Annotated in this window: 25 protein-coding genes; 11 read left to right on the forward strand and 14 right to left on the reverse strand. The window is 54.9% G+C overall.

Annotation, left to right across the window (positions count from 1 at the left end; genetic code table 11):
* Positions 1–244 precede the first annotated feature (244 nt).
* Positions 245–463, forward strand: a complete 219-nt coding sequence (gene infA / locus PMI17_RS07100) for a translation initiation factor IF-1 (RefSeq protein ID WP_002211347.1) — start codon at positions 245–247, stop codon at positions 461–463.
* 91 nt (positions 464–554) lie between these two features.
* On the opposite strand, the gene clpA is transcribed toward infA, so the two are convergent.
* Positions 555–2,834 carry an ATP-dependent Clp protease ATP-binding subunit ClpA gene (gene clpA, locus PMI17_RS07105; protein ID WP_007887619.1) on the reverse strand — a complete coding sequence of 760 codons (2,280 nt, stop codon included), beginning with the start codon at positions 2,832–2,834 and terminating at the stop codon, positions 555–557.
* Between the two features lie 55 nt (positions 2,835–2,889).
* Positions 2,890–3,210: an ATP-dependent Clp protease adapter ClpS gene (gene clpS / locus PMI17_RS07110; protein ID WP_007887621.1), complete on the reverse strand. Its 321-nt coding sequence runs from the start codon at positions 3,208–3,210 to the stop codon at positions 2,890–2,892.
* A 323-nt stretch (positions 3,211–3,533) separates the two neighbouring features.
* Here clpS and cspD point away from each other — a divergent pair, with 323 nt between their 5' ends.
* On the forward strand, positions 3,534–3,761 hold the full coding sequence (gene cspD / locus PMI17_RS07115; protein ID WP_007887624.1) for a cold shock-like protein CspD: 228 nt from the start codon (positions 3,534–3,536) through the stop codon (positions 3,759–3,761).
* Between the two features lie 90 nt (positions 3,762–3,851).
* Here the strand turns inward: cspD and PMI17_RS07120 are convergent, their stop codons facing one another.
* Positions 3,852–5,492 carry an ATP-dependent endonuclease gene (locus PMI17_RS07120; RefSeq protein ID WP_007887626.1) on the reverse strand — a complete coding sequence of 547 codons (1,641 nt, stop codon included), beginning with the start codon at positions 5,490–5,492 and terminating at the stop codon, positions 3,852–3,854.
* A gap of 137 nt (positions 5,493–5,629) precedes the next feature.
* Here PMI17_RS07120 and PMI17_RS07125 point away from each other — a divergent pair, with 137 nt between their 5' ends.
* The 3 genes from PMI17_RS07125 to ltaE all read left to right on the forward strand — a co-directional run bounded on the left by PMI17_RS07125 (position 5,630) and on the right by ltaE (position 9,428).
* On the forward strand, positions 5,630–6,526 hold the full coding sequence (locus PMI17_RS07125; protein WP_007887627.1) for a lysine exporter LysO family protein: 897 nt from the start codon (positions 5,630–5,632) through the stop codon (positions 6,524–6,526).
* 111 nt (positions 6,527–6,637) lie between these two features.
* A complete protein-coding gene (gene poxB, locus PMI17_RS07130; protein ID WP_007887635.1) occupies positions 6,638–8,359 on the forward strand; it encodes a ubiquinone-dependent pyruvate dehydrogenase in 1,722 nt (573 codons plus the stop codon).
* A gap of 67 nt (positions 8,360–8,426) precedes the next feature.
* Positions 8,427–9,428, forward strand: a complete 1,002-nt coding sequence (gene ltaE / locus PMI17_RS07135; protein ID WP_007887637.1) for a low-specificity L-threonine aldolase — start codon at positions 8,427–8,429, stop codon at positions 9,426–9,428.
* Positions 9,429–9,485: 57 nt separating this feature from the next.
* On the opposite strand, the gene PMI17_RS07140 is transcribed toward ltaE, so the two are convergent.
* Positions 9,486–10,310 carry an N-acetylmuramoyl-L-alanine amidase gene (locus tag PMI17_RS07140; RefSeq protein WP_007887639.1) on the reverse strand — a complete coding sequence of 275 codons (825 nt, stop codon included), beginning with the start codon at positions 10,308–10,310 and terminating at the stop codon, positions 9,486–9,488.
* Complete coding sequence (locus PMI17_RS07145) at positions 10,310–10,630, reverse strand: heavy metal-binding domain-containing protein (RefSeq protein WP_007887640.1); 321 nt, start codon at positions 10,628–10,630, stop codon at positions 10,310–10,312. Before PMI17_RS07145 ends, PMI17_RS07140 begins: the two co-directional genes overlap by 1 nt.
* A 107-nt stretch (positions 10,631–10,737) precedes the next feature.
* On the opposite strand from PMI17_RS07145, the gene PMI17_RS07150 reads away from it, so the two are divergent.
* From PMI17_RS07150 to artJ (PMI17_RS07175), 6 genes are all read left to right on the forward strand, one after another.
* On the forward strand, positions 10,738–11,277 hold the full coding sequence (locus PMI17_RS07150) for a lipoprotein (protein WP_007887642.1): 540 nt from the start codon (positions 10,738–10,740) through the stop codon (positions 11,275–11,277).
* 239 nt (positions 11,278–11,516) lie between these two features.
* Positions 11,517–12,245, forward strand: coding sequence for an arginine ABC transporter ATP-binding protein ArtP (gene artP / locus PMI17_RS07155; RefSeq protein ID WP_007887645.1), 729 nt, complete (start codon positions 11,517–11,519; stop codon positions 12,243–12,245).
* Between the two features lie 15 nt (positions 12,246–12,260).
* Positions 12,261–12,992, forward strand: coding sequence for an arginine ABC transporter substrate-binding protein (gene artJ, locus PMI17_RS07160; RefSeq protein ID WP_007887647.1), 732 nt, complete (start codon positions 12,261–12,263; stop codon positions 12,990–12,992).
* Positions 12,993–12,998: 6 nt separating this feature from the next.
* Positions 12,999–13,712: an arginine ABC transporter permease ArtQ gene (gene artQ / locus PMI17_RS07165; RefSeq protein ID WP_007887649.1), complete on the forward strand. Its 714-nt coding sequence runs from the start codon at positions 12,999–13,001 to the stop codon at positions 13,710–13,712.
* A gap of 2 nt (positions 13,713–13,714) precedes the next feature.
* Complete coding sequence (artM, locus tag PMI17_RS07170) at positions 13,715–14,383, forward strand: arginine ABC transporter permease ArtM (RefSeq protein WP_007887650.1); 669 nt, start codon at positions 13,715–13,717, stop codon at positions 14,381–14,383.
* 130 nt (positions 14,384–14,513) lie between these two features.
* Positions 14,514–15,245, forward strand: a complete 732-nt coding sequence (gene artJ / locus PMI17_RS07175; protein ID WP_007887653.1) for an arginine ABC transporter substrate-binding protein — start codon at positions 14,514–14,516, stop codon at positions 15,243–15,245.
* A 49-nt stretch (positions 15,246–15,294) separates the two neighbouring features.
* On the opposite strand, the gene rlmC is transcribed toward artJ (PMI17_RS07175), so the two are convergent.
* The 9 genes from rlmC to nfsA form a co-directional block, all read right to left on the reverse strand.
* Positions 15,295–16,425 (reverse strand): 23S rRNA (uracil(747)-C(5))-methyltransferase RlmC, encoded by a 1,131-nt coding sequence (gene rlmC / locus PMI17_RS07180; RefSeq protein WP_007887655.1) that lies wholly within the window; start codon positions 16,423–16,425, stop codon positions 15,295–15,297.
* A gap of 47 nt (positions 16,426–16,472) precedes the next feature.
* A complete protein-coding gene (locus PMI17_RS07185) occupies positions 16,473–16,940 on the reverse strand; it encodes a YbjO family protein (RefSeq protein WP_007887656.1) in 468 nt (155 codons plus the stop codon).
* 74 nt (positions 16,941–17,014) lie between these two features.
* Positions 17,015–17,860: a putrescine ABC transporter permease PotI gene (gene potI, locus PMI17_RS07190; RefSeq protein WP_007887657.1), complete on the reverse strand. Its 846-nt coding sequence runs from the start codon at positions 17,858–17,860 to the stop codon at positions 17,015–17,017.
* Positions 17,857–18,813 (reverse strand): putrescine ABC transporter permease PotH, encoded by a 957-nt coding sequence (potH, locus tag PMI17_RS07195; RefSeq protein ID WP_007887658.1) that lies wholly within the window; start codon positions 18,811–18,813, stop codon positions 17,857–17,859. The genes potI and potH overlap by 4 nt, the downstream gene beginning before the upstream one ends.
* A 9-nt stretch (positions 18,814–18,822) precedes the next feature.
* Positions 18,823–19,956, reverse strand: a complete 1,134-nt coding sequence (gene potG / locus PMI17_RS07200; protein ID WP_007887659.1) for a putrescine ABC transporter ATP-binding subunit PotG — start codon at positions 19,954–19,956, stop codon at positions 18,823–18,825.
* A gap of 114 nt (positions 19,957–20,070) precedes the next feature.
* Positions 20,071–21,180 (reverse strand): spermidine/putrescine ABC transporter substrate-binding protein PotF, encoded by a 1,110-nt coding sequence (potF, locus tag PMI17_RS07205; RefSeq protein ID WP_007887660.1) that lies wholly within the window; start codon positions 21,178–21,180, stop codon positions 20,071–20,073.
* A gap of 372 nt (positions 21,181–21,552) precedes the next feature.
* Positions 21,553–22,035, reverse strand: coding sequence for a YbjN domain-containing protein (locus tag PMI17_RS07210; protein ID WP_007887662.1), 483 nt, complete (start codon positions 22,033–22,035; stop codon positions 21,553–21,555).
* An 87-nt stretch (positions 22,036–22,122) separates the two neighbouring features.
* On the reverse strand, positions 22,123–23,025 hold the full coding sequence (gene rimK, locus PMI17_RS07215; protein WP_007887665.1) for a 30S ribosomal protein S6--L-glutamate ligase: 903 nt from the start codon (positions 23,023–23,025) through the stop codon (positions 22,123–22,125).
* A gap of 17 nt (positions 23,026–23,042) precedes the next feature.
* A complete protein-coding gene (gene nfsA / locus PMI17_RS07220) occupies positions 23,043–23,765 on the reverse strand; it encodes an oxygen-insensitive NADPH nitroreductase (RefSeq protein WP_007887666.1) in 723 nt (240 codons plus the stop codon).
* Between the last annotated feature and the right edge of the window lie 2 nt (positions 23,766–23,767).

A 23,767-nucleotide genomic window follows, 5' to 3' on the forward strand; every position in this document is an offset into this window, starting at 1 on the left:
GTTGGGAATCTCACACATTTCCCGAAGCTGTTTTGATTGTGCACCTGATGCCGATTGCTACAGATTCTTAGCCCGCTAATCCCCCGCAGACGTCAAAAAACACCCTAATTTATCCGTACTGCACGCGCAACGGCGCGACGCACGGCGAAGCGTTGGCAAAATCATCAACGGTTCTTTACATAAATCATGGAATTCGGCATTATCTTGCCGGTTCAACAGTTTGGTAGTACACCCAGAGGATTCGATGGCCAAAGAAGACAATATTGAAATGCAAGGTACCGTATTGGATACGTTACCGAACACCATGTTCCGCGTAGAGCTTGAAAACGGGCACGTGGTTACCGCTCATATCTCCGGTAAAATGCGCAAAAACTACATCCGCATCCTGACGGGCGACAAAGTGACTGTCGAGTTGACCCCGTACGACCTGAGCAAAGGCCGCATTGTCTTCCGTAGTCGCTAAGTAACTGTTCGCCCCTCGCGTTGGTTACACTTATTTAGCGCGAAAAAAAAGGCCGGACTTGCATCCGGCCTTTTTCATATCTGCAACACGCTTAGTGCACAGTACCTTCGGTTTTACGTTTTTCCGCGCTCAGGAAGTGGTAAGTAAGCTGGTTTTTATCTTTATCCAGCGCTACTGATACCGATCCACCATCAACCAGCGAACCAAACAGCAGTTCATTCGCCAACGGTTTCTTCAGGTTTTCCTGTACCGCACGTGCCATCGGACGCGCCCCCATCGCTTTGTCATAACCTTTATCAGCCAGCCAATCGCGCGCATCATCGCTCACTTCCAGCGACACGCCCTTAGCATCCAACTGAGCCTGCAACTCGACGATAAATTTATCCACCACCTGATGAATCACCTCCTGAGACAGATGACGGAACCAGATAATGTTGTCCAGACGGTTACGGAACTCTGGAGTAAAGATCTTTTTGATCTCTTCCATCGCATCCGTACTGTTGTCCTGATGAATCAGGCCAATCGACTTACGTTCAGTCTCACGTACGCCGGCATTGGTGGTCATTACCAGCACCACGTTGCGGAAGTCGGCTTTACGGCCGTTGTTATCGGTCAGCATACCGTTGTCCATCACCTGCAGCAGCAGGTTGAAGACATCCGGGTGCGCTTTCTCGATCTCATCCAGCAACACCACAGCATGTGGATGCTTGATCACCGCATCTGTCAGCAAACCGCCCTGATCAAAGCCGACGTAACCCGGAGGCGCACCAATCAAACGGCTGACCGTGTGACGCTCCATATATTCGGACATATCAAAACGCAGTAACTCTATGCCCAGCGCTTTAGCTAACTGAACCGTCACTTCCGTTTTACCCACACCCGTTGGGCCGGCAAACAGGAAGGAACCGACCGGTTTGCGATCCTGACCCAAACCAGCGCGGCTCATTTTGATCGCTTCAGTCAGAGCTTCAATCGCATTGTCCTGACCAAACACCAGCATCTTCAGACGATCGCCGAGATTTTTCAGCGTATCGCGATCGGTTTGTGACACGCTCTGCTCTGGAATACGCGCAATACGTGCAACCACCGTTTCGATATCGGACACATTAACCGTTTTCTTACGCTTGCTGACGGGGACCAGACGCGCGCGCGCGCCGGCTTCATCAATCACGTCAATTGCCTTGTCAGGCAGGTGGCGATCGTTGATGTATTTCACCGCCAACTCCACCGCCGCACGCACCGCTTTCGCGGTATAACGCACGTCATGGTGCGCTTCGTACTTCGGCTTCAGACCATTGAGGATTTGCACGGTTTCTTCCACAGAAGGTTCGGTAATATCGATCTTCTGGAAACGACGCGCCAGCGCACGATCCTTCTCAAAGATGTTGCTGAACTCCTGATAGGTGGTTGAACCCATCACGCGGATTTTCCCGCTGGAGAGCAGCGGCTTGATCAGGTTTGCCGCATCCACCTGGCCGCCCGATGCCGCACCGGCACCAATGATGGTGTGGATTTCATCAATAAACAGGATACTGTTGCTGTCCTGTTCCAGCTGTTTCAGCAGCGCTTTGAAACGTTTCTCAAAATCACCGCGGTACTTGGTACCCGCGAGCAGCGAACCGATGTCGAGAGAGTAGATGGTGCACTCTTTCATCACCTCAGGTACGTCGCCCTGCACAATGCGCCAGGCAAGTCCTTCAGCAATCGCAGTTTTACCGACGCCTGATTCCCCCACCAACAGCGGGTTGTTTTTGCGACGACGGCACAACACCTGAACGGCACGTTCCAGCTCTTTATCGCGGCCGATTAGCGGATCAATTCCGCCGACGCGAGCAAGCTGATTAAGATTGGTGGTGAAGTTTTCCATACGATCCTCCCCGCCTGCTTGCTCTTCGTTAACCGGATTCTCCGCATTGTTCTGCGGCTGGCCGGGTTCGTCTTTACGCGTACCATGGGAGATGAAGTTCACCACATCGAGACGGCTCACTTCGTGCTTGCGTAACAGGTAAGCCGCTTGCGACTCCTGCTCGCTGAAGATAGCGACCAGCACGTTCGCACCTGCAACTTCGCTGCGACCGGATGACTGGACGTGGAACACCGCACGTTGCAACACGCGCTGGAAGCTGAGCGTAGGTTGGGTATCGCGCTCCTCTTCACTGGCCGGCAACACCGGTGTGGTTTGTTCGATGAAGGCTTCGAGTTCCTGACGCAGAGCCACGATATCTACCGAGCAGGCTTCCAGCGCCTCTCTGGCCGACGGGTTACTGAGCAATGCCAGCAACAGATGCTCGACGGTCATAAACTCATGACGGTGCTCGCGCGCTCTGGCGAAAGCCATGTTTAAACTGAGTTCCAGTTCTTGATTGAGCATTTGGCACCTCCCCCAATTATCGCTCTGACAACCTATCTCCTATATGGAGATGGCTTCAGGCTTTTTCTAGCGTACACAGCAACGGATGTTCATTATCGCGTGCATAATTGTTCACCTGGGCTACCTTGGTTTCCGCGACTTCTGCAGTGAATACACCACAGATTGCTTTGCCATGGTAGTGGACTTTCAACATCAGCTGCGTTGCACGTTCAATATCATAAGAAAAGAACTTTTGCAGAACGTCAATAACAAATTCCATAGGTGTATAATCGTCATTGTTCAGAATGACTTTATACATTGAAGGCGGCTTTAACCCTTCGCGTACTTTATCTTCGGCTAGATGTTCAAAATTAAGCCAGTCGTTTGTGTTTGCCATAATGTTCCATCGAAATTCTGCGTTACGGTTGTGCACATTTCTGCGCCCATTCTTAAAGTTTAACATGCCTGTCAAGCCGGTTTTCACTTGAAAAAAACTGGCCCTAAAAGCACATGCGCGACCTGTATCACAAAATTTGCAATAGCGTTAACTGCCTCAAATTTTGATGAATTTATCCCCGTCCGCCAGGGCCGTTTGCTTGACGATAAGGTCCGTTTCTCTACATTCTACTAACACAAGCTGATTGAGTTTTAAACAAGCTCGACTCACAGCTTCAATGACCTCACCTACTTATCAAAATGTCTTGCGAGGGAAGTAAAAGCATGGAGACGGGTACAGTAAAATGGTTCAACAACGCCAAAGGCTTCGGGTTTATCTGTCCGATTAGCGGCGGCGACGATATCTTCGCACACTACTCCACGATCCAGATGGAGGGATACAGAACGCTGAAAGCTGGCCAGCAGGTTCAGTTTGATGTCCATGAGGGACCAAAAGGCAATCATGCCAGCCTGATCGTGCCCTGTGAAGCCACGCAAGCTGCGGTCGCGTGACGCGCAGGCTACTTCACTCATTCTGACCACTCCCGAAAAAAATGCCAGCCGCAGACGCTGGCATTTTTATTTGGCGACGTTCCTCTTTCCTCAATCCGCCCGACCGCGTGCCAGCCACATCACGCGCGCAAATAGCTGATCTAACAGCGGCGGAATCGCCTGTGGCCCGCGTTCAGCCGCAGCCATCGCGATGGCAATCGCCAGCTCAGGTTTCGAGCTATGCTGTATGGCTTTACTAATAATACGCCGCGTATTCATCGGCGCGTTTAACGGCAGGTGCGCCGTATGATGATAAACATCGCTAAAGCCCTGCTTATAGAGAAAATGTTCAATATCTGGCGCAGGGAATTGAGTGAGATGGTCCGCTTCCACACCGTGCGACGGCAGTTGGCTGCGTGCGGTAGCCGCATATTTACTGCCGGCCTGGTCGCCATCAGTGAGCACATGCCAGGCAATCCCCATGCGCTGGGCATACTTCAGCAGCGGCTTAAGACCGGACTGCGCAAACTCAATCACTTTTACCCCCTCCGCCGCAAAGTGATAGCCACGCTGTCGCGCCAGTTCATTGATAATCCACACTTCGGTTTCACCCTCTACCAGCAGCCAGCAGCGGGCAAACAGCGCTGAAGGTCGATTAACGCGGATGTGAAAACCGATGCGGCGACTCTCTTCGGCACTCAACCCTTCCGGGCCAATACGCCAGGCCGCCACGCGCGCCGGTTCACGCACCAGACGACAAATATTCTCCAGCGGTACCTGCGACAGCAGTTCGCCCGAATTGGTGGTGGCGATTTTTTGCAGCGGCATCAGCTCCAGTAGATTCCAGGCCACGGAGAGCATAATGGGATGCAGACGCGTTTCCGGATCCTCTACCAGCAGCAACGGATGTGCGCCTGCGGGCAACGCTTCATTGCCGTGTGCCTGAATTAACAACGAGAACATCCGCAACAGAATCACCTGACGACTGCGTGATTCGGTTCCGGCTATCAGATGGTTGAGCTTATCCAGCGAGCGCCAACCCTGGCTGCCATCACGCAGTTCCGGCGCAACCCGCGCGGCACTGCTGCCCGACTGTTGCACTAAAAAATAGTGTTCCAGCAGTTGCTGCATGGTATGCAAACCCTGCCGTAGCAGATCATCACTCAAGGTTTGTGGACGCACCACCAAATCACGCGTCAGCTTTTCCACTTCCTGTGCTAATGCCGTCAAGGTTGTGGCGCGCCGTTCCGTATCGTTGTCTGCGTGCCGGGCGCGACGACCAAAACGGGCATCGCGTAAACGCAACACCGGATTGGAAGCGCGCAAATGTGCCAGTGCCGCGTCGGTGCCCGCCATTGGTAACACATCGCCGCGTTGATCGATAAACCGCCAGGTGGTTTTTACCCCTTGCTCGTGACGTTTTGCCCGCGTGCTGAAACGGACAAAGCGTCCCTTTTCATCGTGCTGCCAAAAAGGCGCGAACAGCGCGTTGTCATCGTCTTTCTGGCTGCGGAAACGGAATATCAGTTGCAGCTGACGCATGCGGGCATCGAGATCGCCGGGAGGAAAGTGAAAATCGTGTTCCGTGAATTGATAGGGTTCCGCTGCGGGCGCCAGCGACAGCGTCAATGCATCCAGCAGGCTCGATTTACCCCAGGCATTTTCGCCAATCAACAGATTGGTATCAGTCAGCGGCAATGACAGCCGATTAATGCCGCGAAAACCATGAATATCGATATGTTCCAGAATCATCATACAATCCATCTGCTACTTTGCCTGAGCATGGTCTGCCACGCTGCGTTGGTCAAGTCAGCCACGGGAGAAAAGGTTTACACTTCAAACGTTTTTCGCTAGCGTTGCAGCCCTTCAAACATGGATAGAAACCCAACATGTACGGATTGATCATCATCCTGTTGCCGCTGATTCTCGGCTATCTGCTGCCGCTGCGACACACCAACCTTTTGCACGCTGTTGCCCGCACGCTGAGCGCGCTGGTTTACATCATTCTGTTCTTTATGGGCACCAGCCTGGCATTTCTCGATAACCTAAGCAGTAATCTGCTCGCCATTTTCCACATTGCGTTGGTGAGCATGCTGAGCATTCTGGCCTGCTCGCTGCTGGCATTTTGGCTGCTCGAGCGGCGTTGGCCGTGGCGACATCAGCACAAACCCCAAGCGCTACCGTCACGTCTGCACATGGCGCTGGAGTCGCTTAAGCTGTGCGGATCGGTGCTGGCGGGTTTTCTGCTGGGACTAAGCCAATGGGCGCCGCTGCGCCATGCATCGACCATTAGCGAATACGCCTTAATGCTGATGCTATTGCTGGTCGGCATTCAGCTGCGCAGCAGCGGCATGACACTGCGTCAGATCACCATTAATCGGCGCGGCATGGTGGTGGCGCTGGTCTCCCTGTGTAGCGCGCTGGTCGGCGGCATGATTGCAGCGCTGCTGCTGGATCTGCCGATCAAAACCGGTCTGGCGTTAGCCAGCGGTTTCGGCTGGTATTCACTTTCCGGCATTCTGATGAGCGAATCGTTCGGCCCGGTGATTGGCAGCGCCGCCTTCTTCAACGATCTGCTGCGCGAACTGATCACCATCATGCTGATCCCGCTGTTAATTACCCGTCAGCGTAGTATGACGCTGGGCTTAAGCGGCGCCACCTCAATGGATTTCACCCTGCCGATCCTGCAACGCACCGGCGGCATGGAAATCGTGCCTGCCGCGATTGTGCACGGTTTTATTATGAGCTTGCTGGCGCCGATCCTTATTGCGCTGTTCTCGGCGTAATCTGCGCAGCGCATTTTTTCACGGCTACGCGCCTGCTTCATCGTCTACGCTTTCTGACTGACACGTTTTCGCCATCGGCATGGATGGCTCAACACCAGAAAGGAGCAAACGATGAAGCAAACTGTGGCGGCACTGCTGGCAAAAACCCTCGAAAACGCCGGTGTGAAGCGCATTTGGGGCGTAACCGGCGACTCACTCAACGGGCTGAGCGACAGCCTAAATCGTATGGGCACTATTGAATGGATGCCCACGCGCCATGAAGAAGTCGCGGCCTTCGCGGCTGGAGCCGAAGCACAAATCAGCGGCGAACTGGCAGTCTGCGCTGGATCCTGTGGCCCAGGAAACTTGCACTTAATCAATGGGTTGTTTGATTGTCACCGTAACCATGTTCCGGTATTAGCCATCGCGGCCCACATTCCCTCCAGCGAAATCGGCAGTAGCTACTTCCAGGAAACCCATCCGCAGGAGCTGTTCCGTGAGTGCAGCCACTACTGTGAGCTGGTTTCCAATCCCGAACAGTTGCCGCAAGTGCTGGGCATCGCGATGCGCAAAGCGATTCTTAATCGCGGCGTCTCGGTGATTGTGATTCCCGGCGATGTGGCACTGCAGCCCGCCCCGGAAAGCGCGCGTAGCGAATGGTATCCACCGCAGCTGCCGCATGTGGTGCCATCCGCCAGCGAAGTGGCTCGGTTAGCCGAGACGTTGAACTGCGCGAAAAATATCACGCTGCTGTGCGGCAGCGGTTGCGCTGGCGCGCATGCAGAAGTGGTCAAACTGGCGGAAACGCTGAAAGCGCCGGTGGTACACGCCATGCGCGGGAAGGAGCACATCGAATACGATAATCCTTACGACGTCGGGATGACCGGGTTAATTGGTTTCTCATCGGGTTTCCACGCGATGATGAACGCCGACACCCTGGTGCTGCTCGGCACGCAATTCCCCTATCGCGCTTTCTATCCGGCAGATGCCAAAATCATTCAGATCGATATCAATCCCGGCAGTCTCGGCTCACATAGCCATGTCGATATGGCGCTGGTCGGTGATATCAAAACCACCTTGCATGCGCTGCAACCGCAGCTCACCAGTAAAACCGATCGCCAGCATCTGGACAAGGCGTTGGAACATTATGTCGATGCGCGTAAAGGCCTTGATGAACTGGCAACGGCTAACGACAAGCTGCCGATTCATCCGCAATATCTCGCCCAGCAAATCAGTGAATACGCCGATGACGACGCCATTTTCACCTGCGACGTGGGCACACCAACGGTATGGGCGGCACGCTATCTGAAGATGAACGGCAAACGTCGACTCATCGGCTCGTTTAATCACGGGTCGATGGCCAACGCCATGCCACAGGCGCTGGGCGCACAGTCGCTGGACAAACAGCGTCAGGTGGTGGCGCTGTGCGGTGATGGCGGCTTTAGCATGTTAATGGGCGATTTCATTTCGGTGGCGCAGCTGAAGTTGCCGGTGAAACTGGTGATCTTCAACAACAGCGTGCTGGGCTTCGTTGCGATGGAGATGAAAGCCGGCGGTTATCTGACTGATGGTACCGATCTCGAGAACCCGGATTTCGCCGCGATTGCCGCCGCCTGCGGCATCAAAGGTATGCGCGTGGAGAAAGCCTCCGAGCTGAACGGCGTGCTGCAGGAAGCCTTCGCTCACGATGGTCCGGTACTGATTGATGCGATTACCGCCAAAGAAGAGTTGTCGATGCCGCCGCAGATCAAAGCGGAGCAGGCCAAAGGTTTCAGCCTGTATATGATGCGCGCCATTCTGAATGGACGCGGTGATGAGATCGTGGAACTGGCGAAAACCAACTGGCTGAGGTAAAACAATTCAGGCCAGACATGATGATAACGCGGGCACTTTGCCCGCTTTTTTATTTCAGGAGAGCGACGTGATCGATTTACGCAGTGATACCGTAACCCGCCCCAGTGCTGCCATGCTCGATGCCATGATGGCGGCGGAAACTGGCGATGATGTCTACCGCGATGACCCCACCGTACAGGCACTGGAAGTTGAAGCGGCCCGCTTGAGTGGCAAGGCCGCTGCGCTGTTTTTCCCCACCGGCACCCAGGCAAATCTGGTGGCGCTGCTGTGTCACTGCCAGCGTGGTGATGAATATATCGTTGGTCAACAGGCGCACAACTACAAATACGAAGCCGGTGGCGCAGCGGTGCTGGGCAGTATTCAGCCACAGCCGATTCTGCACGCCGAAGATGGTTCTCTGCCGCTGGCCGACGTTGCTGCCGCTATCAAACCCGATGATTTCCACTTCGCTCGCACGCGTTTGCTTAGCCTAGAAAACACCCATCACGGTAAGGTGCTGCCGTTGAGCTACCTCGAACAAGCGTGGCGATTCACCCGCGAGCGCAAGCTGGCGCTGCATATTGATGGCGCGCGTATATTTAATGCCGTGGTGGCGCAGAATGTAGAGCTGGAAGCGATTGCGCGTTACTGCGACACCTTGACCATCTGCCTGTCAAAAGGCCTCGGCACGCCGGTCGGTTCGCTGCTGTGTGGCGATGAGGCGTATATCGAGCAGGCGCGGCGCTGGCGCAAAATGACCGGCGGCGGCATGCGTCAGGTGGGCATTCTGGCAGCGGCTGGCTTGTATGCATTGCAACACAATGTGGCACGCCTTGAAGAGGATCACGACAACGCGGCGTGGTTAGGCGAGCAGCTGAGCGCCATCGGCGTTGAGGTGCTGAATCAGCACACCAATATGTTGTTTGTGAAAGTAGCGCCAGAGAAAGTTGAAGCGCTGAAAAGCTGGATGCAATCGGGCGACGTGCTAGTCAGCGTCGGGCCGGTAACGCGTATCGTGACGCATCTGGATGTCAGCCGTCAGGATTTGCAACGGCTGGTGGCGCACTGGCAGGCATTCCTGCAGCAGTAAATCCTGGTACGCGCAATGCTTCGTCGGGTCGCCAATGCTGGCGACTCATACGCTACATCACTGCGCCGCACCGTATTTCGCCAGCAGCGCGCGGGCAATCGCCAGGGTTTCCGCATCGGCGATCCCGCGATAATCTGCTGGACGGAAGTGCATCTGAAACGCCGCAATCAGCTTGCGCTGCATTTGTGGCGTGGTTGCTGCGGCGACGTCATAACCGTAGCGCTGCAACGCCCCCAGCAACACCTCTTGATCCACCGCTTCATCCGCAGCACGTCCGTTGAGATAGCGCTGCACCGTAGCCTGCTCAGGCCATGCACCTACACCTTGCGCAGCCAGCTGCTGCCAGGGGAACAGCGGACCCGGATCGTGCTTGCGCTGCGGCGCGATATCGCTGTGCCCCACCACATTTTCCGGCGAAATGCCGTAGCGCTGCGTAATGTCTTCTACCAGCGCCTTCAGCGCATCGATCTGTGCTGGAGTAAAGGGCTGCCACTGTAAGCCCGTCAATGTTCGACGGTAACCGCTATTAACCATCTCAATGCCAATCGAGGTGTCATTGATGCGCGTTGCACCGCGCCAGAAGCTGGGGCCAGCGTGCCACGCTAGCTGGCTTTCCGGCACCAGCTGCCAAATGATGCCCTGCGCATTCTTCTGCGGCGGATGACGGGGAATTAAATAATGCGCGCTCACTTCACGATCGGTCAGCGTTGCCAGGGAACTGGAAAAATCCTCAGCGGTATAGTGAATCACCACCACTTTGATGCGTGGCCGCGCGCCCTGCGCCGGATGCGCGGTATCCACCCAATAGCCGTGACGCGCTTCAATCGATGACTGACAGGCGCTCAGCAGCAACGCCATCGCCAGCAGGAAAACCACGCGCATTAGCGAATAATCACCGCGGTGCCGGTGACGCTCACCATCAACATGCTGCCCTCTTTGCCCACGGTTTCGTAATCGATATCGATTCCCACCACCGCATTGGCACCCAGTGCTTTGGCCTGCTCTTCCAGCTCTTTAAAGGCGATCTGCCGCGCTTTGCGTAACTCTTTTTCGTACGCACCAGAACGGCCACCAACGATATCGCGGATACCGGCGAAGAAGTCGCGGAAGATGTTGGCGCCCAGAATCGCTTCGCCCGCAACCACACCGCAATATTCACTGATGCTGTGTCCTTCCAGCGTAGGCGTAGTGGAAAATTTCATACTTTCTCCTTTTCTGAATCAGCGAGTTATAGCTCTTACGGCGTAAAAGCAAGGCTATACTCTATGCTAAAAATGGCGCTTTGCCAGTGAACAATAAGGAAATCGAGATGAGAAACCATGCCTTTGCGCTGCTTATTCCCGCTGCGTTACTGCTGAGTGCTTGTACCACCGTTGAGCCAGTGATTAAGGATAATGGCCCGCGCACCGCTGCCTGCGTTGAGGGTGGTCCGGACAGCGTGGCGCAACAGTTCTATGATTTACGCGTCAGCCAGCCCACTCAGGGCTTGCCGGATAGCACCCAGCTGGCGAAATATCGCCCTTACCTGAGCGATCGTTTGTATCAGAAACTGCTGAGCGCCAACAGCCAGAATCCGAAACCGGCAGCGTGGACCCGCGGCGATCTGTTCTCAAGCCTGGCGCAAGGACCGACTTCGGCGGATGTCGCCAGTGCTTCGACCATCCCTAACCGTGATGCGCGCAACATCCCGCTGCGCGTGGATTTGAGCCGCGATGATAAAACGTGGCACGACGAAGTGCTCATGATCCACGAAGGCACCTGCTGGGTCGTGGATGATGTGCGTTATGTCAGCGATGTGCCGCACGTTAACGGTGGTTCATTGACGCAGCTGCTGGAAGCGAAAAAATAGTCGTTCACTTTTCCAGCACTCCGTTCTATTGATTAGCGCGCCGCATCCTTGCGGCGCTTTTTGTTTATAATTTGTGAACTAAATTCGCCTCGTCAGCCCTTACCCGCCGTGAGTGGCGCGATATTGTGCTACGCTTTGGATGTTTCACTGCTCTTTAATAAATATTAACCCACCACAATTGCATAACTATTCTGGTGACGTTAAAATCCGCGACACTAATTACTATTCATTTTTAGCGCATGAGTATTCAACTAAACGCCATAAACTGTTTTTACGGTGCCCATCAGGCACTGTTCGATATCAACCTGGCTTGTCCGCAGGGAGAAACGCTGGTGTTGCTCGGCCCGAGTGGCGCGGGTAAAAGTTCGCTCCTGCGCGTGCTCAATTTGCTGGAGCAACCGCGCTCCGGCAGCCTGCATATTGCCGGCAACCAGTTTGATTTCACCAAAGCCCCCTCTGACAGCGCGATTCGCGAGCTGCGTCAGAACGTCGGCATGGTGTTTCAGCAATACAATCTGTGGCCGCACCTCACCGTGGTGCAAAACCTGATTGAAGCCCCATGCCGCGTGCTCGGTCTCAGCAAAGACGCTGCGCGTGCGCGTGCCGAAAAGCTGCTGGATCGCCTGCGCCTGACGCCGTATGCCGATCGTTTCCCGCTGCACCTTTCCGGCGGTCAGCAGCAGCGCGTTGCCATTGCACGTGCGCTGATGATGGAACCGCAGGTGTTGCTGTTTGACGAACCGACCGCCGCACTCGATCCCGAAATCACCGCCCAGATCGTTAGCATTATTCGTGAGCTGGCACAGACCAACATCACGCAAGTGATCGTGACACATGAAGTGGAAGTGGCGCGTAAAACCGCCAGCCGCGTGGTGTACATGGAAAACGGTCACATTGTGGAGCAAGGTGATGCCAGCCACTTTACACAGCCGCAAACCGACGCGTTTGCTAATTATCTTTCGCATTAAGTCAGGAAGCTTCTAATGAAAAAAGTTGTAATTGCTGCCCTCCTTGCCGGCCTGAGCCTGAGCGCTTCTGCGGCACAGACATTGCGTTTCGCCACCGAGGCTTCCTATCCTCCGTTTGAATTCGTCGACTCTGACAATAAAATTCAGGGCTTTGATGTCGATCTGGCTAACGCGCTGTGTAAAGAGATGGATGCGACCTGCACCTTCACTAATCAGGCGTTCGATAGTCTGATTCCAAGCCTGAAGTTCCGCCGTTTCGATGCGGTAATGGCCGGCATGGACATCACCCCAGATCGTGAGAAACAAGTGCTGTTCTCCAAGCCGTATTACGACAACTCCGCCATCTTCATCGCGCAGAAAGATAAAGTCGCTGACGTCGCTGCATTAAAAGGTAAGCGTGTCGGCGTGCAGAACGGCACCACGCACCAGAAATACCTGTCTGACAAGCATAGCGATATCACCGTTGTGCCTTACGACAGCTATCAAAATGCGGTGCTTGATCTGAAAAATGGCCGTATCGATGCGGTGTTCGGTGACACTGCGGTGGTGAATGAGTGGCTGAAGCAGAACGCCAACCTCGCACCGCTGGGCGAGAAAGTGACCGACAAAGATTACTTCGGTACCGGCTTAGGTATTGCAGTGCGCCAGGGCAACACTGAGCTGCAGGGCAAATTCAATGCCGCCCTGGAGAAGATCAAAGCCGACGGCACCTACAAAACCATCTACAGCAAATGGTTCCAGCAGTAATTTCTGATGAATGAAATGATTCCACTCGCAAGCGCCGCCGGGATGACCGTCGGCCTTGCCGTTTGTGCACTGATCGCCGGCCTTGTGCTGGCGATGATTTTTGCTGGCTGGGAATCGGTGCGCTGGAAACCGCTGGCATGGATCGGCACCGGTCTGGTGACGCTGATTCGTGGCCTGCCGGAAATTCTGGTGGTGCTGTTTATCTACTTCGGCGCCTCACAGCTGCTGTTGACGCTCTCCGATGGCTTCCACATCAATCTAGGTCTGTTCAACATTCCGGTGCAGGTGCAGATTGAGAACTTTGACGTCAGCCCCTTCCTGTGCGGCGTGATTGCGCTAGCGATGCTCTATTCCGCCTATGCGTCACAGACCCTACGTGGCGCGCTCAAAGCGGTGCCGGTCGGTCAATGGGAATCGGGTCAGGCGCTTGGCATGAAAAAGTCGGCGATTTTCCTGCGCCTGATTATGCCGCAGATGTGGCGTCATGCGCTGCCAGGCCTCGGAAACCAGTGGCTGGTGCTGCTGAAGGATACCGCGCTGGTATCGTTGATCAGCGTGAATGACCTGATGCTACAGACCAAAAGCATTGCTACGCGCACGCAAGAACCCTTTACCTGGTATCTGGTGGCGGCGGCGATCTATCTGATCATCACGCTGTTCAGTCAGGCCGTGCTGCGCCGCATTGAATTGCGCACCACGCGTTTCGAGCGAGGGGCTTAAGCATGCTGGATTACTTACCCGAGCTGCTCAAAGGGCTGCATACCAGCCTGACGCTGACCGTGGCATCGTTGATTGCCGCGCTGGTGCTGTCGCTGCTGTGCACCATTGTACTGGCGCTCAAAGTGCCGGTACTAAACTGGATAGTCAAAGGCTATATCACGCTGTTTACCGGCACCCCGCTGCTGGTGCAGATCTTCCTGATTTATTACGGACCCGGCCAGTTTCCCAGCATCCAGAACATTCCGTGGCTCTGGCATCTGCTGTCGCAGCCCTGGCTGTGTGCGCTGCTGGCGCTGTCACTGAACAGCGCCGCTTACACTACGCAGCTGTTTTACGGCGCGATGCGCGCCATTCCATCCGGTCAGTGGCAATCCTGCGCCGCACTGGGTATGAATCGCAAAGACACGCTGCGCATTCTGCTGCCGTACGCCTTCAAGCGCGCCCTTTCGTCTTATTCCAACGAAGTGGTGCTGGTATTTAAAAGTACCTCGCTGGCTTACACCATTACGTTGATGGAAGTGATGGGCCACGGACAGCTGCTGTATGGCCGCACTTACGACATTTCGGTCTACGCCGCCGCTGGCCTGATCTATTTGGTGGTTAACGGTTTGCTGACGCTCATGATGCGCCTGGTGGAAAAACGTGCGCTGGCGTTTGAGCGCCGCAACTGATGTCAACAGAGCGGGCGCCGATTAAGGTGCTCGCCCTTTCATATTATTAAGCAAAAATATTGCATATAAATTCATTAACTGGCATCGTGTAACCCGTTCCGTCTCTGGCAAGGTTTACAGGAGTTATATAATGAAAAAATGGATCGTTGCTGCTGCGCTGGCAACTCTGGCAATGAATGCTTATGCGGCGGAAAAAATCCGCTTCGCCTCTTCCGCAACTTATCCCCCTTTCGAATCGCTCGATCACGACAATCAAATCGTCGGCTTCGATATCGATCTGGCAAAAGCACTGTGTCAGCAAATGAAAGCGGAGTGCAGCTTCACCAATAATGCTTTCGATAGCCTGATTCCCTCGCTGAAATTCCGTCGCTACGACGCAGTGATTTCAGGTATGGATATCACCGCCGATCGTAGCAAGCAGGTGGATTTCACCCAGCCTTACTACGCCAACTCCGCCATCGTGATTGCGCACAAAGGTCAGTTCAGCGACTTCAGCCAGCTGAAAGGCAAACGTGTCGGCGTTGAGAATGGCACCACACATCAGAAATACCTGCTGGAGAAGCATCCGGAGGTGGTGGCGGTAGCCTATGACAGCTATCAAAACGCGATTCTTGATTTGAAAAACGGTCGCCTGAACGGCGTGTTTGGTGACACGGCGGTGGTCAATCAGTGGCTGAAGGCCAATGAGGATCTCAGTGCAGTGGGCGAGCATATCACCGATACCGATTTCTTCGGCACCGGCTTAGGCATTGCGGTACGTAAAGGCAATGCGCCGCTGCTAAACGAGCTAAATAGCGCGTTAGTGGCGTTGAAAGCCAACGGCACCTGGCAGCAGATTAATCAGAAGTGGTTCCCGGAATAAGTCTGATGGGATGGCGTGGCGCCGCCTGACAGATTCTGTACGGCAGGCGTTACGCTGTTCTCTTTGTCAGCAAACACAGCACTTCAAAATGCGCGGTGTGCGGGAACATGTCGAACAGCTGCACACGGCTGACGTCATAATCCGTTAGACGCGCGATATCCTGCGCCATGCTGGTGGGATTGCAGCTGGAATAGAGAATATAATCAGGCGCCATCTCACTGAGATAAGCACACAACTCCGCACCAATGCCGCGACGCGGCGGATTGACCAGCACCAGCTGCGGCACGGCTTCCCGTGAAGTAGCGAACTGGGTGGAATCCAGCGCGGCAAAGCTCACCTTCTCCAGCCCCAACTGCTGCGCCGACTGCTGCGCACAGGCGATGGCTTCGGCGTTGATTTCAATCCCGGTCAGCTGCATGTCTGGCGTCGCGCAGTGCAAACCAAACCCGCCAACGCCACAAAACAGATCCCACATGCTGCTGACCTGCAGCTGCGCCACCCAATCGCGCGCGGTGGCGTAAAGATTGGCGGCAACCTGCGGGTTGGTCTGGAAGAAGCTTTGCGGGCGAATATAGAGCGGCACCTGATTAAAACGTTCAGCCAGCGCTTGATCCGGCGTCAGCGCGATCTCTTCATCACCTTCAAGGATCGCCATGTGCACCGGCTGAATATTCGCGGAGATCACTTTCAGCTGTGGTAACTGCTGCTGCAGCCACGGCAGTGCCGCACGTAGCTGCGCCAGCTTAGTGGTGGATCGCAGCACAAAGCGCAGCATCATGCCGCCCTGGGTGCTTTCAGTCAGCAGCAAAAACTTCAGCTCACCGCGTTTGCGCGCCACGTTATACGGGGTTAACCCCGCGCGGGCGATAAAGGGCTTAAGTACCTCGAACACCGCACCGAAGCTGTCGGGATAGAGCGGGCAGGCACACAAATCAACCGGTTCACCGTCGCGCGCCACCATACCGAGGATGGGACGCTCTACGCTGCCGCTGACCACCATTTTGGCTTTATTACGCAACCCTTGCTGCTCAGACTCAACCGGCGGCAACCACTCGGCGACCGGCCTTTCCGCCAGCAGCTGCTCCAGAAGCGACTGTTTGTCGTTGAGCTGTTGTGGATAGGGTTTTTCCAGCCACTGGCACGAGCGACAGCGACCGGCATCATAAAGCACGCAATACATGGAAAGGCCTGTATTCAGAATCGGGAAAAAAACGGGGGCCGATTGTATCACCGGTGCCGGAAAAAAGCGCGGCTGCTGGCGGGCACAAACAGCAGCAGCAGTACCAACACATCCGGCAGCTTTTGCTGCAGGGTATGATGAATAATCTGCGCATTGCTTTCGCCGGGAATGCTGAAAATCTCCGGGTAAATCCAGCCAACCGAAGCCATCAACATATAGAAAAGCACAATGATTTGCGTGACAACATAGCCCCAGCGTCCACGGTTATTGCCCCGCATCAGGGTGAAGGCACAGCGCAGTTCAAACAGGAAAATCAGCTGGCTGGCGATAAAAATCAGCGTGGAATCCCAGGCCTGCGCGCTACGATGCACAAAGTTGGCAAGTTCGTCGTAACCCAGTTCGTTGGCCAGCATCAACACGCTGAGGCAGCGCGTGATAATAATCGCGCTGCCCGCCACCATGACCGGCACCGGCGTCGCGTTAATCATTGAACCGTTTTTCAGGGTTTCCGACATGGTTTAGCTCCGTCACCATAATAAAACGGGCCGAAATAATCAGCCCGTTCTTATGGTGGCAAATGTTACGATGTTCAGCCACGTTTTGCTTTCTGAATATCGCGTAATCGCTGCTTTTCTTCGTGCGCCATAAAGCGCCAGGCGATAAAACCGACTAAACCGACGACAAACAGAATCAACGATGCCAAGGCGTTGATCTCCGGATTTACCCCACGCCGCACGGTGGCAAAAATCGCCATCGGCAAGGTGGTTGCGCCTGGACCCGTGACGAAGCTGGCGATCACCAAATCGTCGAGCGATAGGGTAAACGCCAGCAGCCAGCCGGTGACAATCGCGGGTGCGATCATCGGCACGGTGATCACGAAGAACACTTTCACCGGTGTGGCACCGAGATCCATCGCCGCTTCTTCTATCGAGCGATCCAGTTCACGCAGACGCGAGTTGATCACCACCGCCACGTAAGCGGTACAGAAGGTCACGTGCGCCAGCCAGATAGTCAGCATGCCGCGATCGCTCGGCCAGCCAAACGTATTGCCCATCGCCACAAACAGCAGCAGCAAAGATAAACCGGTGATGACATCAGGCATGACCAGCGGCGCCGTCAGCATAAAGGCGAAACCGTTATGCCCGCGGAAGCGGCCAAAGCGCACAATCACCACCGCCGCCATAGTGCCGAGCACCACCGCCATCGTTGCTGAGAGCGCGGCGATAGTCAGGCTAAGCCCCACCGCATCGAGCATTGCCTGATCCTGGAACAGCACTTTGTACCAGTGGAATGAGAAGCTATCCCACACCGTCACCAGCGGCGAACTGTTGAAGGAGTACACCACCAGCAGCAGCATCGGCGCGTACAGGAACATAAAGCACAGCACCAGAATCACGGTGCGCCACGGAGATCGAATGGTAGGTAACTGGCTCACTCTTTCTCTCCCACTTCACGGTTCTGATGCTTGTGGAACCAGATGATCGGTAATATCAGAATCAACAGGATGATCACCGCCAGCGCGGACGCTACCGGCCAATCGCGGTTGTTAAAGAACTCCTGCCACAAAATGCGCCCAATCATGATGCTGTCCGGACCGCCGAGCAGTTCAGGAATCACGTATTCGCCGACCGCCGGAATAAACACCAGCATTGAGCCGGCAATAATCCCGCCTTTGGTCAGCGGGACAATCACGCTAAAGAAGGTCTTTAACGGACGCGCGCCGAGATCCAGCGACGCTTCCACCAGCGAATAATCAATACGCGTCAGCGCGGTATAAATCGGCAGCACCATAAACGGCAGATAGCAGTAAACGATACCGATATACACCGCGGTATTGGTGTAGAGAATCACCAGCGGGTGATCGATCACCCCGAGCCACATCAGGAAACGGTTAAGAATGCCGTTGTTGTTGAGCAGCCCCATCCACGCGTAAACGCGCACCAGGAATGAGGTCCACGACGGCAGAATCACCAGCAGCAGCAAAATGGTGCGCATTGACGGCTTGCTGTGCGCCACCGCCCACGCCAGCGGATAGCCGATCATCAGGCAGATAATGGTCGAAATGCCCGCCACTTTCAGCGACGTCAGATAGGCATCGGCGTAAAGCGGATCGTCGGTCAGCGTAAAGTAGTTACCGAGATTGAGCACCAGATTGAGCTGACCATCTGCCCACGTAACCAAATCGGTATACGGCGGAATGGCGCGCGCAATATCGGCGAAGCTGATCTTCAGCACAATCAGGAATGGCAGCAGAAACAGCAGGATCAGCCACAGATAAGGCAGCGCAATCACCAGCTTGCGGCCGTGTTGCATTTTGATGCGCGTTGCCCAGCGCTGCAGCGGCGTGCCCACGACTTTAGGCACGCGGCGTTGAGAAATCTGGCTCATATCGCCCCCTTAAACCGTCAGAACCACACAGCTGTCAGCGTCCCAGCAGAGACGGACTTCATCGCCCCAGGTTGGCGCGCCTTTGCGGTAGCGATGGGCATTTTGCAACTGTGCGCTAATCATCTGGCCGCTGCGCAGACGCACGTGATAAATCGACAGGTCGCCAAGATAGGCAATGTGCACCACTTCACCGACGGCAAAGTTGCAGCCATCGGCCGGCACTTCCTCGCACAGCATTACTTTTTCCGGGCGCAGCGCAACGTGCACCGGCACGTTATCGACGACGGAGACATCAGTTTGCACCTTCAGCGGATGCACTAAGCCCGGCGCATCAATGATCAGTGCGTCTTCACCGCGGTCGCGCAGCAGGCCTTCAAACACATTCACCGAACCGATGAACTCGGCGCTGTAACGGCTGGTTGGATGCTCGTAAATCTCTTCCGGCTCACCAATCTGCACGAATTTGCCGCGGTTCATGATGGCGATGCGGCCCGCCATGGTCATCGCTTCTTCCTGATCGTGCGTCACCATCACGCAGGTGGCGCCCACACGCTCAAGAATATCGACCACCTCATGCTGCATGCGGTCACGCAGCTTTTTATCCAGCGCGCCCATCGGTTCATCAAGCAGCAGCAGTTTCGGACGCTTCGCCAGGCTACGCGCCAACGCCACACGCTGACGCTGGCCGCCAGAGAGCTGATGCGGCTTACGTTTGGCAAACTCCTGCATGTGCACCAGCGACAGCATCTCTTCGACGCGGCTGTTAATTTCGCCTTTCGGCAGTTTGTCCTGCTTCAGACCAAAGGCAATGTTCTGCTCCACCGTCATGTGCGGGAACAGCGCGTAGGACTGAAACATCATGTTGATCGGGCGTTGATACGGCGCTACGTGCGAGAGATCCTGACCATCCAGCACAATCTGGCCGCTGGTCGGCGGTTCGAATCCCGCCAGCATACGCAGCAGCGTGGATTTACCACAGCCGGAAGCACCCAACAGCGCAAAAATTTCACCTTTGTAAATGGTCAAACTGACATCATCCACGGCGTGCTGGCCGTCAAAAGATTTGGTCAGATTGCGAATTTCCAGCAGCGGCGTCAACGCCTTAGCGGTTTTATTTGGGGGGCGGGGAATCGCGTCGTTCACTAACATTTCTCCGGCGCTAAAATCGCGCGGCACAGCCAGCCGCTAAAAATGGCACAACAGAGGCCAGTACCGCGCCTCTGCTGTCGTCTTCAGGCAATACTCGTTCAGAACGAGTTACTTACCACTTTTTACTTTAGTCCATGCACGGGTACGCACACGATCCAGTTTCGGATCCTGGACCTTGAGCACAAACAGTTTGGCCATGGCATCCGGCGTTGGGAAAATGCCCGGATTGTTGCGCACGTCCGCATTAATCAGCGGCAGCGAGGCTTTGTTACCGTTGGCATAGTTCATGTTGTTGGAAACATCAGCAATGACTTTTGGATCCATCATGTAGTTGAGGAATTTATATGCGCCTTCCACATTTTTCGCGTCTTTTGGAATCGCGAACATGTCGAAGAACGCCAGGGCGCCCTGCTTCGGCACGATATAGCCCAGATGCACGCCGTTATTGGCTTTATCCGCACGATCTTTCGCCTGCAGGATATCGCCCGACCAGCCAATCGCTACGCAGATGTTGCCGTTCGCCAGGTCGTTGATGTACTGCGACGAGTGGAAGTAACGGATGTTCGGACGCAGTTTCAGCAGCAAATCGGTCGCCGCGCCAGAGTAATCTTTCGCGTCAGAGCTGTTGGGATCTTTGCCAAGGTAGTTGAGCACGGTAGCGAAAATCTCTTCCGGTGCATCAAGGAAGGAGACGCCGCAACCTTTCAGTTTTTCCAGGTTTTCCGGTTTCAACACCAGATCCCAGCTATCCAGCGGTACATCTTTGCCCAGTGCGGCTTTCACTTTATCGACGTTATAGCCGATGCCGGTGGTGCCCCACAGATAAGGGATCGCGTATTTGTTACCGGGATCGTGCTGGGCCACTTTCGCCATCAGATCGGGATCGAGGTTTTTATAGTTTGGCAGCTTGCTCTTATCCAGCTCCTGGAACACGCCCGATTGCAGCTGACGCGCAAGGAAACTCGACGATGGCACTACCACGTCATAACCGGTACTACCGGCCATCAGTTTGCCTTCCAGCACTTCGTTGGAATCGAAAACGTCGTAAACCACTTTATCGCCGGTCAACTTCTCAAAGTTCGGCACCGTGTCAGCCGCGATATAATCTGACCAGTTATACACATGCAGCGTTTTATCTTCTGCCTGAGCACCGGCGGCCGCAGCCATCAGCACACCAGCAACCACACCTGGCAACCATTTTTGACGTTGGTTGAACATGTTTTCCTTCCTCCTGAGCGGGTCATTACAACGCTGTATACACGCGATCCGAACGTTGCGTTTTCTGTAAAAATTACAGGCACACAATGAATCAATATTCAGCGGGAGTTTAATAGCAAAAACCTATAGTTGTGCTGAGGTTGCTTGTCCCAGTCAGCCCCGCAAGGATAGCCCCCCCTTACCTACTGCACCAGATCCCAGCTTAAAAAACGCCTTTTCGCGATAAGTTATGCATGTTTCTGCTATGGGGTTTGGCACTAGTGGCATAAAGCACAACTAATATCTGGCAATAAAGGGCAAAGTGCAGAATAAAAAGTGGTGGGGCAGAAATGAAAACTGCCGCAAAAAGCGGCAGTTAGCGAGGCGGGGAACTCAGTGCAGCATCGCGTGGCTGCTGGTGCTGGGCTGTCGCTCCTCTTCTTCTCCTTCCATGATGAGCAAGTTATTAGCGAAGGCTTCCATAATCACCATGGAAACGCCCTCTTCACTCTGCTTCATAAAGTGGGAGAACTGACCGAAGGTTAATCCGGCGGTGGTGCTGATCGACTGGCAGACAATCAGCTTCGGCAGATTGTCGTCCTGAATATCCACGAAGGCTTTAATCGTGAGCGAGCTGGCGTTGATCTGCGATAAATCGCCCACCAGCGGAATCAGCGCCGTGGGTTTCACTTCTGCCAGCGCGGAGAAGAGGATGACGTTATCCACCAGGTCAATTTTTGCATCAAACACCCCGTCAAAATTCTGCATGTGCGGCAGGTGCAGTGCCTGACAGGCATCGCATTCGAACCAGGTGATATTTTGTTGATCCAGCCAGCGACGCAGCACGTCAATGTCCGGAACGACCAGTGAATCCATCGTAATATCCTGTGGGGTGAAGAAATGAGCGCCTTAGCTTACGGAAAAACCGATCTGGATGCCACGAAAACCGCCGAAAAACGCGGGTTAGCCGCCGGTTTTAGGACGATAGCCGGGGCAAGCATGTTGCTCTATCCATGCGATCATCATGGTCGCGATATCCAAACCGGTAATGCCCTCAATGCCTTCCAGCCCCGGCGAAGCGTTCACTTCCATCACCAGCGGCCCGCGATGTGCGCGCAGAATATCCACACCAGCCACTTCGAGACCGAGCGTGCTGGCCGCTTTCACCGCAATTTCCCGCTCCTGTGCGGTGATCTCCACCGCTCGGGCTTTCCCGCCGCGATGCAGGTTGGAGCGAAAATCGCCCTCTTTTGCTTCGCGCTCAATCGCCGCCACCACTTCATTGCCAATCACTAAGCAGCGAATATCGCGCCCTTGTGCTTCCTTAATAAACTCCTGCACCAAAATATGTGCGTTGAGGCCACGAAAGGCATCGATCACGCTCTCCGCCGCCTGACGCGTTTCCGCCAGCACCACGCCGATGCCCTGGGTGCCCTCCACCAGCTTCACCACCAGCGGCGCACCGCCGACCATGGCAATCAAATCATCGGTATCATCCGGCGAGGAGGCAAAACCGGTGATCGGCATATCAATCCCCTCACGCGCCAGCAGCTGCAGTGAACGCAGTTTGTCGCGCGCGCGGGTAATCGCTACCGATTCATTAAGCGGATAGCTGCCGCGCACCTCAAACTGGCGCAACACTGCCGTGCCGTAAAAGGTGGTGGCGGTGCCGATACGCGGAATCACCGCATCAAAATGCCCCAGCGCCTCGCCGCGGTAGTGCACCGCCGGCGAATCGGAGTTGATATTCATGTAGCAGGAGAGCGGATCGATGATCTGTACCTGATGGCCACGCTCTTCCGCGGCGTCGCGCAGACGTTTACACGAATAGATCGATCCATCGCGGGTGAGAATGGCCATCTTCATTGCAGAGTTCCTTGTACTTAGCGTGTCGCCCAACCCTGCTGATGCAGGTAATCCAGAATAAATGGACGCGTTTCTTTAATGATCAGACGCTGAATCAGCTGGCTCCAGTTTTCAGAACGCTGATTACTGTCGCGCTGCTGATAATAGGCGGTAATTTGCTCATCGTACTGTGCCAGCACGGTTTTATCGACGGGTTGATAACGATTTTCGTGTACCAGCATCGCCTGCGGCATGCGCGGTTTAATGTCCGGCGCATCCGCTGGATGACCGACGCAGAAACCGAACAGCGGCAGCACAAACTTCGGCAGCTCAAGCAGTTCGGTGACTTGAGCAATACTGTTACGAATACCGCCAATAAATACGCCGCCAAGGCCGAGCGATTCTGCCGCGACCATGGCATTTTGCGCCATCAGCGCGGTATCAACGCAGCCGAGCAGCAGCTGTTCAGCGCGTCCCAGCTGCGCATCCGGGCAAATCTGCTGATGACGATTGAAGTCAGCGCAGAACACCCAAAATTCCGCCGCCGCGCTAACCCATGGCTGGCCGCCGGTAAGCTGCACCAGCTGCTCACGTTTTTCCCGATCGGTGATGCGAATAATGGAGGAACACTGCAAAAAGCTGGAGGTTGAGGCCGCTTGTGCCGCTGCAATAATGGCGCTGCGCTGCGCCTCATCAATGTCTTGTTCGGTAAAGGCGCGAATAGAACGGTGGCTGCACAGTAAATCGATAGTCGGCGTCATAA

Origin of the sequence: Pantoea sp. GM01, assembly GCF_000282675.1 — a bacterium.
In the GTDB taxonomy this organism is placed as follows: Bacteria; Pseudomonadota; Gammaproteobacteria; order Enterobacterales; family Enterobacteriaceae; genus Pantoea; species Pantoea nemavictus.